Annotated in this window: 12 protein-coding genes; 5 read left to right on the top strand and 7 right to left on the bottom strand. The window is 63.3% G+C overall.

Translation table 11 applies throughout. The features are described from left to right. Both NCR37_RS19745 and NCR37_RS19740 read right to left on the bottom strand, forming a co-directional pair. Positions 1-1,266, bottom strand: coding sequence for an acyl-CoA dehydrogenase family protein (locus NCR37_RS19745; RefSeq protein WP_250474525.1), 1,266 nt, complete (start codon positions 1,264-1,266; stop codon positions 1-3). Beyond that, on the bottom strand, positions 1,263-1,514 hold the full coding sequence (locus NCR37_RS19740; protein WP_206470911.1) for an acyl carrier protein: 252 nt from the start codon (positions 1,512-1,514) through the stop codon (positions 1,263-1,265). The genes NCR37_RS19745 and NCR37_RS19740 overlap by 4 nt, the downstream gene beginning before the upstream one ends. Before the next feature lie 584 nt (positions 1,515-2,098). On the opposite strand from NCR37_RS19740, the gene NCR37_RS19735 reads away from it, so the two are divergent. Beyond that, positions 2,099-2,347: a hypothetical protein gene (locus NCR37_RS19735; protein WP_250474524.1), complete on the top strand. Its 249-nt coding sequence runs from the start codon at positions 2,099-2,101 to the stop codon at positions 2,345-2,347. A gap of 21 nt (positions 2,348-2,368) precedes the next feature. Here NCR37_RS19735 and NCR37_RS19730 read toward each other — a convergent pair whose 3' ends face one another. Beyond that, positions 2,369-2,782 carry a hypothetical protein gene (locus NCR37_RS19730; protein ID WP_250474523.1) on the bottom strand — a complete coding sequence of 138 codons (414 nt, stop codon included), beginning with the start codon at positions 2,780-2,782 and terminating at the stop codon, positions 2,369-2,371. A 470-nt stretch (positions 2,783-3,252) separates the two neighbouring features. On the opposite strand from NCR37_RS19730, the gene NCR37_RS19725 reads away from it, so the two are divergent. Next, positions 3,253-4,008 carry a FadR/GntR family transcriptional regulator gene (locus tag NCR37_RS19725; RefSeq protein ID WP_250474522.1) on the top strand — a complete coding sequence of 252 codons (756 nt, stop codon included), beginning with the start codon at positions 3,253-3,255 and terminating at the stop codon, positions 4,006-4,008. Positions 4,009-4,143: 135 nt separating this feature from the next. Further along, on the top strand, positions 4,144-4,695 hold the full coding sequence (locus tag NCR37_RS19720) for a hypothetical protein (protein WP_250474521.1): 552 nt from the start codon (positions 4,144-4,146) through the stop codon (positions 4,693-4,695). An 18-nt stretch (positions 4,696-4,713) separates the two neighbouring features. On the opposite strand, the gene NCR37_RS19715 is transcribed toward NCR37_RS19720, so the two are convergent. Both NCR37_RS19715 and NCR37_RS19710 read right to left on the bottom strand, forming a co-directional pair. After that, complete coding sequence (locus tag NCR37_RS19715) at positions 4,714-5,964, bottom strand: metal-dependent hydrolase family protein (protein WP_250474520.1); 1,251 nt, start codon at positions 5,962-5,964, stop codon at positions 4,714-4,716. 55 nt (positions 5,965-6,019) lie between these two features. Then, positions 6,020-7,417 carry an MFS transporter gene (locus NCR37_RS19710; RefSeq protein WP_250474519.1) on the bottom strand — a complete coding sequence of 466 codons (1,398 nt, stop codon included), beginning with the start codon at positions 7,415-7,417 and terminating at the stop codon, positions 6,020-6,022. Between the two features lie 101 nt (positions 7,418-7,518). Between NCR37_RS19710 and NCR37_RS19705 the strand changes: the two genes are divergently transcribed. After that, the gene (locus NCR37_RS19705; protein ID WP_250474518.1) at positions 7,519-8,514 is read left to right on the top strand and encodes a LysR family transcriptional regulator; all 996 of its coding nucleotides are present in this window, start codon (positions 7,519-7,521) and stop codon (positions 8,512-8,514) included. 168 nt (positions 8,515-8,682) lie between these two features. Then, complete coding sequence (locus NCR37_RS19700; protein ID WP_248324331.1) at positions 8,683-9,429, top strand: glucose 1-dehydrogenase; 747 nt, start codon at positions 8,683-8,685, stop codon at positions 9,427-9,429. Positions 9,430-9,513: 84 nt separating this feature from the next. Here NCR37_RS19700 and prpF read toward each other — a convergent pair whose 3' ends face one another. Together prpF and acnD are read right to left on the bottom strand one after the other, a co-directional pair. Then, positions 9,514-10,716: a 2-methylaconitate cis-trans isomerase PrpF gene (gene prpF, locus NCR37_RS19695; protein ID WP_250474517.1), complete on the bottom strand. Its 1,203-nt coding sequence runs from the start codon at positions 10,714-10,716 to the stop codon at positions 9,514-9,516. Between the two features lie 31 nt (positions 10,717-10,747). Then, complete coding sequence (gene acnD, locus NCR37_RS19690) at positions 10,748-13,345, bottom strand: Fe/S-dependent 2-methylisocitrate dehydratase AcnD (RefSeq protein ID WP_250474516.1); 2,598 nt, start codon at positions 13,343-13,345, stop codon at positions 10,748-10,750. Positions 13,346-13,634: the final 289 nt, after the last annotated feature.

Raw genomic sequence — 13,634 nt, 5'->3', positions numbered from 1 at the left:
TTACAGGTCCCCGGTTGCGGCGCGCTGCGCGAGCAGCAGATTCGCCGTGTTCAATTCAATGCGGTCGTTACTGATCATGAGCGGCGCGGAATGCAGGTCGCGCAAATGCCGCCCCACGCTGAAAGGCGTGTCGTTTTTATAGCCGGCCATTCCACAGATCATCAGCGTCTCTTGCACTACATGCACAGCCGATTGTGAAATCGAGAGCTTGAGCATGTTGAGGTCCGATGCAAGACCGATGGATGCGGTGAGCGGCGCATCGATGTCGTCTGCATGGCTTGCCTGACGTATCACGCGTTGACGCTGCGACGCTTCGACCGCCGCGAGCGATTCACGCAGGCGCGCCTGCATCATGCGAATGAGCGTGACGGCCTGTGCGAGCCGCGACGCCGACGGCGGCAACGCACCCGGCTTGCCACGCGCCTGATTGCGAAAGAATTGATGCGCGCGATTCACTGCATCCGATGCAATGCCGATCCATACCGACGACCACAGCGTATGCGATACGGGCAGCATGCTTTCGTCGGCGATCTTCGAAAACGGTACTGGCAAAATCTGCTCCGCGGTTCCGCTTGCGACGAGGCGATGGCCCTCGCTGCACGTGCCGCGCATGCCGAGCGTGTCCCATGTGCCGCGCTGTTCGAGCGTACAGGTCTCGCGCGGCGCGACGATCAGTACCTGATCAGAGGGCGGCGCATCGGGATGACGGCGTGCCGTGACCAGAATGCAGTCGGCGTACTTTCCATATGAAATCGTCGGCGCAAGCTTCTCGATCGTGAACGCGCCATCGACGAGATCGACCGCGCACGCGCTCGTACGCATATTGCCGCCGATGGTCTCCTCGGAGGTCGCGGAGGCGAGCAGCCACTGCTCGCTCACCATACGCGTCAGGAAATCGCGCTGCCATTGCACATTCGCGCCGTGATCGACGATGCAGATCACCTGGCTCTGATGCATTGCGTAGATCATCGCGGCGGACGCGCAGCCTTGCGCGAGGGTTTCGCACAGGCGAGCGACGCCTGAAAGCGAGAGGCCGTCGCCACCATGAATCACGGGCACCATGGCGGAGAAGAGCCGTTCGTCACGCATCGCGGCGACGGCCTCTGCGGGAAAGCGCGCTTCTTTGTCGACGGCGCTCGCATGGTTTGCTGCAATCGCGGCGACGCGACGCGCGGCTTCGAGCAACTCAGTCTCGCTACGGGCGCCTGCGCTGCGATCGAGTTCCGCCAATTGCGACGCTTCGACTTCCTGCGCGGCGGCGTTCATGCTGCCGCCTGCTGACGACGAAGTTCCTCCACGGCGGCCGCGAGCGAATCCACGCTGGAAAAGAGCCGGCGCGTAAGCATGTGGTCCGGGATTTCGACGCCGAACTCGTCTTCGATCGCAAGCATCACGTGAACCGTGGCAAGCGACGAAAGACCGGCGGCATAGAGATCGTCGCTGTCGGAAAGGGTATCGATGGGCACGTCGAGGCGTGCGGATTCGGAAAGGATGCGGCGCAATTCAGTTTTCATTATGTCTGGTCCCTTGTACCTGGCCAACGGTGCGACCGGCCAGTTAGGCGCTCAAGGGCATTCCCCTCAACGAACGCCATTTACGTTATTCAAACCGGGGCGTACGGGCGGCGGTGTATTCGCTCAGTGAATTACATTCGATCCACTGAACCCTCGCACTCGCCATCGAGGTTGTTTGATCGTATTTAACGGATTCCGCGGGGTGTACGTCCGTGCGATGGCGCACGGTGCCTTCGATGAGCGATGTCTTCGTCCTTGCGACAGCGCTGTCTGTAATCAAACAGAAAGTCAGCGGTCAATAGAGTGTTCTCGAATGCGTAAGGCAGGGCCGATTTTCGACATGCAGCGATCGCTTCACGCGGATCGGAAGCATGCTTTGAGTAAGGGTGAGGGAACGAGCACGAAACCTGCTGTAGGTCTCTCGGCGGTTCGGATGGCGGCTCGTCGGCGAGGGAATTGGAACTCGCCACCGGCTCAGTCTTCTATCGCGGATCCATACTGCGTGCTGCGTGCCGCATAAAAAATGCAAAGAATCGACAGAAGCAGGCGCGTGACAATCAACCTCGACAAACGGAGCAAACGAGATGAGAACGAGCAGACTGGCAGGGCTGATCGCGTTGGCGGCCGGCGTGGCACTGGCCTCGGGCAGCGCGATGGCGCAGGCCGGCGGCAATGGCAACGGCGGCTCGGGCGGCGGCAACGCGCACGGGGCGGCGACCGCCGCGCCGACGGTAGGCGGAGACAATACGTCCGCACCGGGAAGCACGCACAAGGGCGGCTTTCATTTCAAGCACAAGAAGAAGGCGAAACCTGCCGATACGACGCCCCAGTAGCCCCGCGTCGAGCGCGGTGAGTCAGACCGCCGCGCTTTCGGCGTCGATATCGTCGGTGCCGAGACGCGAGAAGATGTCGCACACGGCACGCATCTCCGCGTCGTCGCGAATGCTGACAATGACTCGGGTCACCGTGCCGAGGCTTTCCGCCTGGGCGGCCGCATCGCGATCACGGAAGTCCGGAAGAATATCGGCGCGCGGCGATTCGGCGTCGATCGCGTCGTCCTTGAAATACGGCGCATAACCGGCATGTTCGGCGGTGATCCATTGCGTGGGCGAACTGGCGCTGAGCGCGATCGACAACTGGATTTCCGCGAGGGGCTCGACGCAGGCCACGCGGATACGGTCGCCTGCAATGCCTTCGGCGCGCAGGTCTTCCAATGCTTCGTCCAGCTTGCGCGGGCCGCAGAACGCCCCGGTTACTTCACGCATCATTACTCGTCTCCTTGCCGTCCCGTATTGCAGGTGCATCGCTCGCCGAATAAAGGAAGCGGACCGCCGGCCACCCCGCGATCGCAGTGCGGGCGCGCTTGTCCGCGCTTGCATCTTGCATGCAAGTCGCCGCAGCGGCCGAGATCCGCATCTTGCGATAGCTTGCGCGTGCGCGGAGGATGGCGAATCCAAGGGATGCGGACATGGGATTCGCGAGCCCCGAGAGGAAGCGAACAAAAGATATGCGGTCCGGCCAGCGGACCACATGGCGTGCACTTCATGCAGTACGTGAACTCTACGCCCCAACTTTCGGCGATTCAATGCGTAGTTTCAGGCATCCATTACCGCCGTAACGATTGCACTTTGCATACAAGTGCGGCGGAAGACGGCGTATGGCCGCTGCGCAATAGTCATCGTACAAGCGGGTCTGCGCCCTATAATGGGCCATTGGCCTTTCTACGACCGGTTCACTCATGTCTCCTGCACTCGCGCCTGGCGCGCTTCGCCGTTCCCGCAATCTGACCGAGGAGGTCGTCGCCGAACTGTCCGAGCGGATTCGCAGCGGGACGCTTCAGCCCGGCGACAAGCTGCCGACAGAATCCGAAATCATGGCGCAGCTCGGCGTGAGCCGCACCGTCGTGCGCGAATCGATTTCGCGGCTGCAGGCGGCGCGGCTCGTGCAAACCCGGCATGGCATCGGCACTTTCGTGCTGGAGGCGGGCGACCATGACCGATTCCAGATCGAAGCCGCCGGCGACCTGACGATCCGCGACGTGATGGCGATCCTCGAACTGCGCATCAGTCTCGAAGCGGAGGCTGCGGGGCTGGCGGCGATGCGCCGCACAGACGAGAACCTCGCGCAGATGCGTCGCGCACTGGATGAGTTCGAACGGCACATCGCTTCCGGCACGGAAAACGCCGTTGCGGCGGATGTCGCATTCCATCTCGAACTGGCGAAGGCAACGGGCAACCGCTACTTTCACAGCATTCTGAGCCAGCTCGGCAATACGATCATTCCGCGCACGCGAGTGAATTCGGCCGCGCTCGCGCACAACGATCCGGGCAGTTACCTCGACCGCGTGAATCGCGAGCACGAGGATATCTACGATGCCATCGAGCGCCGCGATCCGGAGGCGGCGCGCGCCGCCATGCGCATGCACCTCTCCAACAGCCGCGAGCGGCTGCGGCGTGCGCAAGAGGCGTCGGCGAAAATTTCAGACGCCGGCTGACACCGCGACCTCCGGCTTTCCTGGCTGTAAGGCGAGACTCTTGCTGTGGGCGGTTTGCATGCTGCGCACCGCATGCATGCGTCTGCATGCAAAACGCAAAGTTTCGACCGAATCTTATCGAAAGGAGAAGCACGGATGCACTGGATCGACCCTGACTGTTTGCCGCAAACGCGCGGCACGGTCACGCGATTTCTGCTCAATCCCCACGGCGAGCTCGACGGATTCATTCTGGACGACTCGCGGCAAGTCCATTTCCCGCCGCATCTGTCGAAGCAATTGGCGCGCAACGTGAAGATCGGCGATGCCGTCGCCGTGCGCGGCATCAAGCCGCGCGGCGCGGACATGATCGCGGCCGTCGCCGTCATGACGAAAGCGGGCCGCACTATCCTCGATGACGGCCCGGACTCGGGCGGCGCGCATCATCCGCCCGAAGTCGAAATGCGCCAGATGGAAGCGTCGGGCGAAGTGCTGCTCGCGCTCCACGGTCCGAAAGGGGAACTGCGCGGCGCCTTGCTGGACGATGGCATGTCGCTGCGCATGCCGCCGCATGCGGCCGAGGCGCTGTCGGACTATCTGACGCCGGGCGCCCACGTGCATGCCTGGGGATATGGCGTGAAAAACCGGCTCGGCCGAAGCATCGAAGTCGACGAGATCGCTCATCTCGTCGACGAAGACGCCGGGGAATAAGCGCCAGGGCGCGACGCGTCAGCGCGCTTCGAGTTCGTCGAACTGGATCTCACCGCCCTTCATGACCAACGGTATCCGCTCGCCTTGTCCGAGCATGCAGGAGATGTCTTCGAGCGGATTGCCGTCCACCACGATCATGTCGGCCCACGCGCCCGGCGCGATGCAGCCGAGCTTGCCCGGCAGGCCGAGGACTTCGGCGGCCGTCGTGGTGGCGGCCGCGATCGCCGCGGCATTGCCGAGCACGTCGGATCGAATGCGAAATTCATCGCTTTGCAGCCGCTGCGAAGGGCCGAGCAAGTCCGACCCGAACCCCATCTTCACGCCTGCTTCGCGATAGATTTCGAGCGACCGCAGACCCGCCTCGCGCACATCCTCGATCTTCGCAACGCTTTCCTCGCCGAGACCGTACTGCGCGCCTTCCGACGCCAACGCTTCGTAGGTGACGAGCGTCGGCACCGCGTAGGCGCCGTGTTCGGCCATGAGCTTCGCGGTGGGCGCATCGATCAGGTTGCCGTGCTCGATCGTGCGCACGCCCCAGCGCACGACCCGCGCGATGGCATCCGCCGTGTACGCGTGCGCCATCACATAGGTGTTGCGGGCGCGCGCTTCTTCGACGATGGCGCGCACTTCGTCTTCCGCATAGCCGTATGCGCCGACAGGATCGGTAGGCGATGCCACGCCGCCCGACGCCATGATCTTCAGATGATCGGCGCCCATCTGCAATTCCTCGCGCGCCGCGCGGCGCACCTCGTCCACGCCGTCCGCGACGCGGGCGAGCGCGCCCACGCGCACGCAGCATCCGCACGGCGCGCTCTCGCCCATGTAGTCCGACCGGGCGCGCATATCGCCGTGGCCGCCGGTCTGGCTGAGCGCGCGTCCGGCAACGAAAAGGCGCGGCCCCAAAGCCAGGCCGCTTTCGACCGCGACCTTGTGCGGGTGGCCAGCGCCGCCGGCATCGCGCACGGTGGTGAAGCCGCGCCGCAGCATGCCGCGCATGATCGGCACCGAGCGCAGCGTGACGAGCACATTGGGCATATGGACCTGTTGCGACAGATTCAATTGCACGGCTACGACATGCACATGGAGGTCGATGAGCCCCGGCATCAGCGTCTTGCCCTTCAGATCGATGACGCGCGATGACGCGCTCTTCAGCGGCTTGTCCGATATCTCCTTGACGACGCCGTTCTCGACGAGGACGTGATGCGCGTCGCGCACTTCGGCTCGCGCGGGATGGAGCAGGGCGGCGTTCTGGAAGAGGATGCTTTGCACGGGTGAGTCTCCGGGGAAAACTTGCATGCGGCGTTATGTATTCAACTTCATGTATTCAATACTTGGCAGCGTGCGTGACCGATGCCACGTCTTCCGCCTCGCCCGCTGCGATGTCTTCGAGCGAGCGTCCTCGCGTCGGCACGCCCATCACCACGACTGCCAGCGCGCCGAGCAGCAGCACGACGGTCGTCGCGCCGAACACGCCCGCGAAGCCGGAGATGGGATACAGATAGCCGACGAGGATCGGCGAGACGATTGCGCCGATCCGGCCGATGGCCGACGCCGTGCCCGCGCCGGTCGTCCGCACGGCGGTCGGAAAGACTTCAGCCGTGTACGCATAGACGCCGGCATACGTGCCGTTCATGAAGAACGACAGGCAGATGCCCGCCAGCATGATCTCGCCGTTGGTGCTCGCGAATGCCATGCCGAGCGCGCAGGCGCCGCCGCACAGCATGTACGAGGCGATCGTCGCCTGCCGGCCGATGCGTTCGTTCAACCATGCCGCCGTAAAGTAGCCCGGCACTTGCGCGACATACATCGCGAGCGAATAACCAAAGCTGCGCGTGATGCTCATGCCGTGTTGCACGAGCAGGCCGGGAATCCATGTGAAGAACGCGTAATAGCTGAACGTGATGGAGAGCCACATCAGCCAGGTCATGACCGTGATGCGCGCCTGCCGTCCCGCCCACAACGCGCGGAAGTTTGCGACGAGCGTGCCGGTAGGCGCGGGCGGCGGGCCGGTCGGACCGACGGCTGCGGCGGCGGGCAACGCAATGCCTTGCCGCGCGAAATCCGCTTCGATGTCGGCGAGCACGAGGTCGGCCTCGTCGTGGCGCTTGCGGCTTTCGAGCCAGCGCGGCGACTCGGGCAGCGAGCGGCGCCACCACAAGAGCATGACCACGGGAAGCGCGGTGATGAAGAGCACGGTGCGCCAGCCCGAGGGAAACGCCGGAACGACGAAATAGCCGAGCAGCGCGGCCGCGACGAAGCCGAACGAGAAGAAGCCCGCCAGCGCGCCCGTGAAGACGCCGCGATAGCGTTTCGCGACGAACTCCGCGAGATACGGCGCGATGATCGCGCTTTCCGCACCGGTGCCCATGCCAGCGACGATGCGCGAGGCGAGGAACGTGGGCCACGAATCCGTCATCGCGCTGACGACCGACGCGACGCTGTAGAGCAGCAGCGCATACATCATCACTTTGCGCCGTCCGATCAAGTCGCCGAGCGTGCCGGCGAACAGCGCGCCGAAGAAGTAGCCGATGAAGTTGCCGCTGCCGAGGACGCCCGTCTGCACGCTGGTCAGCGCCCAGTCGTGCCGCAGCACCGGGAGCACGAACGCGACCGCGGCCGCGTCCATGGCATCGAAGGCGTAGCCGAAGCCGCCCATCATCAGAAGGCGCCAATGAAAGCGTCCGAAAGGAAGACGTTCGATGCGCGCAGATACGTTCGACACAGGGCTCTCCAGGCAGGCGACGATCCGCTCATTCTATGGCGCGGGTATCTTCAACCATATTTATAATCGTGATCCTGTCCATTGACGAGCTGAATGATTACATGAGCTTCCGGACGCTTGACCTGAACTTGCTGAAAGTATTCGAAGCACTGATGACCGAAGGCGCGGTCACGCGTGCAGCCACCAAGCTGTCGCTCACGCAGCCGGCCGTCAGCAACGCGCTCGGCCGGTTGCGCGAGGCCTTCGGCGACCCGCTATTCGTGCGCCACGGCGCGGGCGTCGCACCGACTCAGCGCGCGATGGCCTTGTGGGGGCCCATCGGGGAGTCGCTGAGCCGCATCCGAGGCGCGCTCGACGAGCAGACCTTCCTTCCGTCGCTCGCCGACGTGAATTTCAGCCTGTCGATGTCCGACTACGTCGCGGGCATCGTCATGCCGCGACTCATCACGCGCTTCATAAAGACTGCGCCCGGCGTGCGCTTTCATACGGTGCCGAACATCCTGCTCGATGCGCCCGCGCTGCTAGAGGGCAATCGCGTGGATTATCTGATCGGCGTCTATGTGAACGAAACGCTGCCGCCGGCGCATATCCGTTCGCGTTCGCTGTGGACCGTGGATTATGGATGCATCATGCGGCGCGATCATCCGCTCGCCGAAGCGGGCAAGCTGACGACGCGGCGCTTCCTGAACGCGCGTCACGTCGATGTCAGCCTCGCAGGGCAGACGCAGCCCACGTTCGATACCTTTCTCGCGTCGCGCGGACTGCGGCGCAATCTCGTCGCGACGGTGAACCATTACACCGTGGCGTGCGACATGATCCGGGCGAGCGATCTCATCGGCGTATTGCCGAGCGATCTGTGCGAGCGGGCGGCGGCAAGCGGCGAGCTGGTCGGCGTGCGCGCGCCGCTGGAGGCGCCGGATCGCGTCATCAGCCTCTTCTGGCATCAGCGCAACGAAACGCTGCCCGCGCACCGTTGGCTGCGCGAGCAACTGGTCGATATGTTCGCCGCGCCGCAACTGGCGGCGCCCGCGAGCGGCGGCCGGCGCAAGACGTCGGCGAGACGACGCGAGCGGACTTCCGCACGCCCGGTCGTCTGAAGTCTTCGGTCTTTTGCATGCATTGTTCATTATTGCCAGCCAGTCAATTCGTTTCCGGCCGCTTTATCGCCATGCGCGAGATGTCTACATTGGCGACGTGGCGCTTCGACGCGGTGAGCCGAACGCCGACTCCATCTTCGCGGTATTCAATATTCCAAGGAAATGATCATGAGCAAGCTCGCAGGCAAAGTGGCCGTCGTCACGGGTGCATCGAAGGGTATTGGCGCTGCTATCGCCAAGGCGCTCGCGGCGGAAGGCGCATCGGTGGTGGTGAACTACGCAAGCAGCCGGAATGGCGCAGACGCTGTCGTGGCCGATATCGTCGCGGCTAACGGTAAAGCGATCGCCGTCGGCGGCGACGTGTCGAATGCAGCGGACGCCAAAGGCATTGTGAATGCGGCGGTGGAAACCTATGGCCGCCTCGATATCGTCGTGAACAACTCGGGCATCTATGAGTTCTCGCCGATCGAGGAGATCACCGAAGAGCATTTCCATAAGCAGTTCAATGTGAACGTGCTCGGCGTGCTACTCGTGACCCAGGCCGCTTCGAAGCATCTGGGCGAAGGCGCGAGCATCATCAACGTGAGCTCGGTCGTGAGCCGCATTACGCCGCCCGCGAGCGCGGTCTATAGCGGCACCAAAGGCGCCGTCGATGCAATCACGGGTGTGCTGGCGCGCGAGCTCGGCCCGAGAAAGATCCGCGTGAACTCGATCAATCCCGGCATGGTGGCGACCGAAGGCACGCACACGGCGGGCATCATCGGCTCGGAGATGGAAACGGGCATCGTCGCTCAGACGCCGCTCGGCCGGCTGGGGAATCCGGACGATATCGCGTCGGTCGCGGTGTTCCTCGCATCGGACGATGCGCGCTGGCTGACGGGCGAGAGCATCATTGCGAGCGGCGGGCTGCGCTAACACCGCGTCTCGCGCTTCTTTATAGAACGCAGTGAATCGGCGACGCAGCGAGCCTAGGGATGCATCGCGCGCCGCCTCAAGCGGCTACTCAGACACGGTGTCTCGAGGATCGGGCACGCGCACGAAACCTTCGAAGAGCACGCGCGCGCTGCGGCTCATGATGGCTTTCTTGACGGACCATTCACCGTTCGATTCGACCGCTTCCGCGCCGACGCGCAAGGTCCCGGATGGATGACCGAAGCGCACCGACTGACGTGCGCCGCCGCCCGCCGCAAGATTGACGAGCGTGCCGGGAATCGCGGCGGCCGTGCCGATGGCGACAGCAGCCGTGCCCATCATCGCGTGATGTAGCTTGCCCATCGACAACGCACGCACGAGGACATCGATATCGCCCGCGCCGATGCGCTTGCCGCTCGACGCGACATAGTCCGCCGGACGCGCGACGAACGCGACCTTGGGCGTGTGCTGGCGTTGGGCAATCTCATCCAGGCTCTTGATGAGCCCCATGCGCAGGGCGCCGTATGCGCGAATGGTTTCGAAACGCGTCAACGCCGCATTGTCGCTGTTGATCGCGTCCTGCAGTTCGGTGCCCTGATAGCCGATGTCTTCCGCGTTCACGAAGATGGTCGGAATGCCCGCGTTGATCATCGTCGCCTTAAAGGTGCCGATGCCTGGCACTTCGAGATCATCGACGAGATTGCCTGTGGGGAACATCGCGCCTTGCGCGCCTTCTTCCTCCGCCGCGGGATCGACGAATTCGAGCTGGACTTCTGCGGCCGGAAACGTCACGCCGTCCAGTTCGAAGTCGCCCGTTTCCTGCACGGCGCCCTTCGTTATCGGCACGTGTGCAATGATCGTCTTGCCGATGTTCGCCTGCCAGATACGCACGATTGCGATGCCGTTGTCCGGCACGCGCTCCGGATCGATAAGGCCGCTCGTGATGGCAAACGGTCCGACCGCCGCCGAAAGATTGCCGCAATTGCCGCTCCAGTCGACGAACGGCTTTTCGATGGACACTTGTCCGAAGAGATAGTCGACATCGTGATCGGGCCGCGTGCTCTTGGACACGATGACGGTCTTGCTCGTGCTCGACGTCGCGCCGCCCATGCCGTCGATCTGCTTGCCGTACGGGTCGGGGCTGCCGATGACGCGCAACAGCAGCGCATTGCGCGCGGGTCCCGCCACGCGCGCCGCTTCGGGCAGATCGTTCAGGCGAAAGAAAACGCCCTTGCTGGTGCCGCCGCGCATGTAGGTCGCGGCGATCTTGATCTGAGGTGCGTATGCCATGTGATTCCTTGGTTGGATGCAGCGTGCGCGATCAGGCCGCTGCCTTAGCCGATTCGAGGAAGTCCTGAGCGAAGCGTTGCAACACGCCGCCGGCTTCGTAGATCGAGACTTCTTCTGCGGTATCGAGCCGGCACGTCACCGGCACTTCCGCGCGCTCGCCATTCTTGCGATGAATGACGAGTGTAAGATCCGCGCGCGGCGTGCGCTCGCCGATTACGTCATAAGTCTCGGTGCCGTCTATGCCGAACGTCTGCCGATTCATTCCCGGCTTGAATTCGAGCGGCAACACGCCCATGCCGATCAGATTCGTGCGATGGATGCGCTCGAAGCCTTCGGCGACGATTGCCTCGACGCCCGCGAGCCTCACGCCCTTCGCGGCCCAGTCGCGCGACGAGCCTTGCCCGTAGTCCGCACCCGCGATGATGATGAGCGGCTGCTTGCGTTCCATGTAGGTTTCGATGGCTTCCCACATGCGCGTCACCTTGCCTTCAGGTTCGATTCGCGCGAGCGAGCCTTTCTTCACTTCGCCATTCACGACCGCCATTTCGTTGATGAGCGTGGGGTTCGCAAACGTCGCGCGCAACGCCGTCAGATGATCGCCGCGATGCGTCGCGTACGAATTGAAGTCCTCTTCAGGCAAGCCCATTTTTGCGAGGTATTCACCGGCCGCGCTCGTTGCGAGGATCGCATTGGACGGCGAGAGATGGTCCGTCGTGATGTTGTCGCCGAGCACCGCGAGCGGGCGCATTCCTTTGAGCGTACGTTCGCCCGCGAGCGCGCCTTTCCAATACGGAGGACGGCGGATATAGGTGCTTTGCGGGCGCCAGTCGTAGAGCGGGCTGATTGATTCATTGCTCGCGACGTTCAGCGCGAACATCGGCTCGTAGATCGTGCGGAACTGCTCGGGCTTCACGCTCTGTCTGACGATATCGTCGATCTCTTCATCGCTCGGCCAGATGTCCTTCAGATACACAGGCTGGCCGTCCTTGCCGATACCGAGCGCATCGCGTTCGATATCGACGCGTATGGTCCCTGCAATGGCATACGCAACGACGAGCGGCGGCGACGCGAGAAACGCCTGTTTCGCATACGGATGAATACGTCCGTCGAAATTGCGATTGCCGGAGAGCACGGCGGTGGCGTACAGATCGCGATCGACAATCTCTTGCTGAATGGCGGGATCGAGCGCGCCGGACATGCCGTTGCACGTCGTACATGCGAACGCGACGATGCCGAAGCCGAGTTGTTCGAGTTCGGGCAACAAGCCGGCTTTGTGCAGATACAGTTCGACCACTTTCGAACCCGGCGCGAGCGACGACTTCACCCACGGCTTGCGCGTGAGCCCTTGTGCATTTGCATTGCGCGCGAGCAGCGCCGCGGCAATCACGTTGCGGGGGTTGCTCGTGTTCGTGCAACTCGTGATCGCCGCGATGATGACCGCGCCATCCGGCATCTGCCCGGGCGTGTTCTCCCATTCACGCGCGATGCCACGCGCCGCGAGTTCCGAAACCGGCAAGCGTCGATGCGGGTTCGACGGACCCGCCATGTTGCGCACGACCGTCGAGAGATCGAAGCGCAGCACGCGTTCATATTGCGCATGCGCGAGCGAATCGGCCCACAGGCCAGCGGTTTTTGCGTATTGCTCGACGAGGCTCACTTGCTTCTCGTCGCGGCCGGTCAGGCGCAGATAGTCGATGGTGCGCTCGTCGATATAGAACATCGCCGCGGTCGCGCCGTATTCAGGCGCCATGTTCGAGATCGTCGCGCGGTCGCCGAGCGTGAGGCTCGATGCGCCTTCGCCATAGAACTCGAGGTATGCGCCGACCACTCTTTCCTTGCGAAGGAACTCGGTGAGCGCGAGCACGATATCGGTGGCCGTGATGCCCGGCTGCCGCATGCCGCTCAACTCAACGCCGACGATATCCGGCAGCCGCATCCACGACGCGCGGCCGAGCATGACGTTCTCGGCTTCGAGGCCGCCCACGCCAATAGCGATGACGCCGAGCGCATCGACGTGAGGCGTGTGACTGTCGGTGCCGACGAGCGTATCCGGATAGGCGAGCCCATCCACCGCGTGAATCACAGGCGACATCCGCTCCAGATTGATCTGATGCATGATGCCGTTGCCCGGTGGAATCACTTCAACATTCTTGAATGCCTTCTTGGTCCAGTTGATGAAATCGAAGCGATCCTCGTTGCGCCGGTCTTCGATGGCGCGGTTCTTCGCGAACGCGTCCGGATCGAAGCCGCCGCATTCCACTGCGAGCGAATGATCGACAATCAATTGCACGGGCACGACGGGATTCACTTGCGCCGGATCGCCGCCCTGATCCGCGATGGCATCGCGCAGGCCCGCGAGATCGACGAGCGCCGTCTGCCCGAGAATGTCGTGACAGACGACGCGCGCGGGAAACCACGGAAAATCGCGTTCGCGCTTTCTTTCGATGAGTTGCATCAGCGATGCGTCGAGGATCGCCGGATCGCAGCGGCGAAGCAGATTCTCGGCGAGCACGCGCGATGTGTAAGGCAGCGTGTCATACGCGCCCGGCGCGAGGGCTTCGACGGCTGCGCGCGCATCGAAGTAGTCGAGCGAGAAGCCGGGGAGAGGTTTGCGGTTTGCGCTATTCATTGCGGTGTCTCGGTCATTGCATGGTCTTTGACATGCCACGCTCGAAGGGTAGTGCGGAAGGGCGACCCTTCATTCGAAGATTCGGGCTATTGTAGGCGCCGCCGGCGCCCGACTCGGTGAAGGCATCATCGAATCGGGCGCCGGTGGCTAAGACGGGGCGTTCAGCTAAGCGTTACGAACGCTTGGCCAGCGGGATGAATTGGAGGTTTTCCGGCCCCGTGTAATTCGCGCTCGGCCGAATGATCTTGTTGTCGATGCGCTGCTCGATAATGTGCGCGCTCCAGCCCGA

Origin of the sequence: Caballeronia sp. GAFFF1, assembly GCF_023630705.1 — a bacterium.
Taxonomy (GTDB): domain Bacteria; phylum Pseudomonadota; class Gammaproteobacteria; order Burkholderiales; family Burkholderiaceae; genus Caballeronia.
The sequence above is the reverse complement of the archived record's forward strand: the minus strand, read 5'-3'. Positions and strand labels throughout refer to the sequence as shown.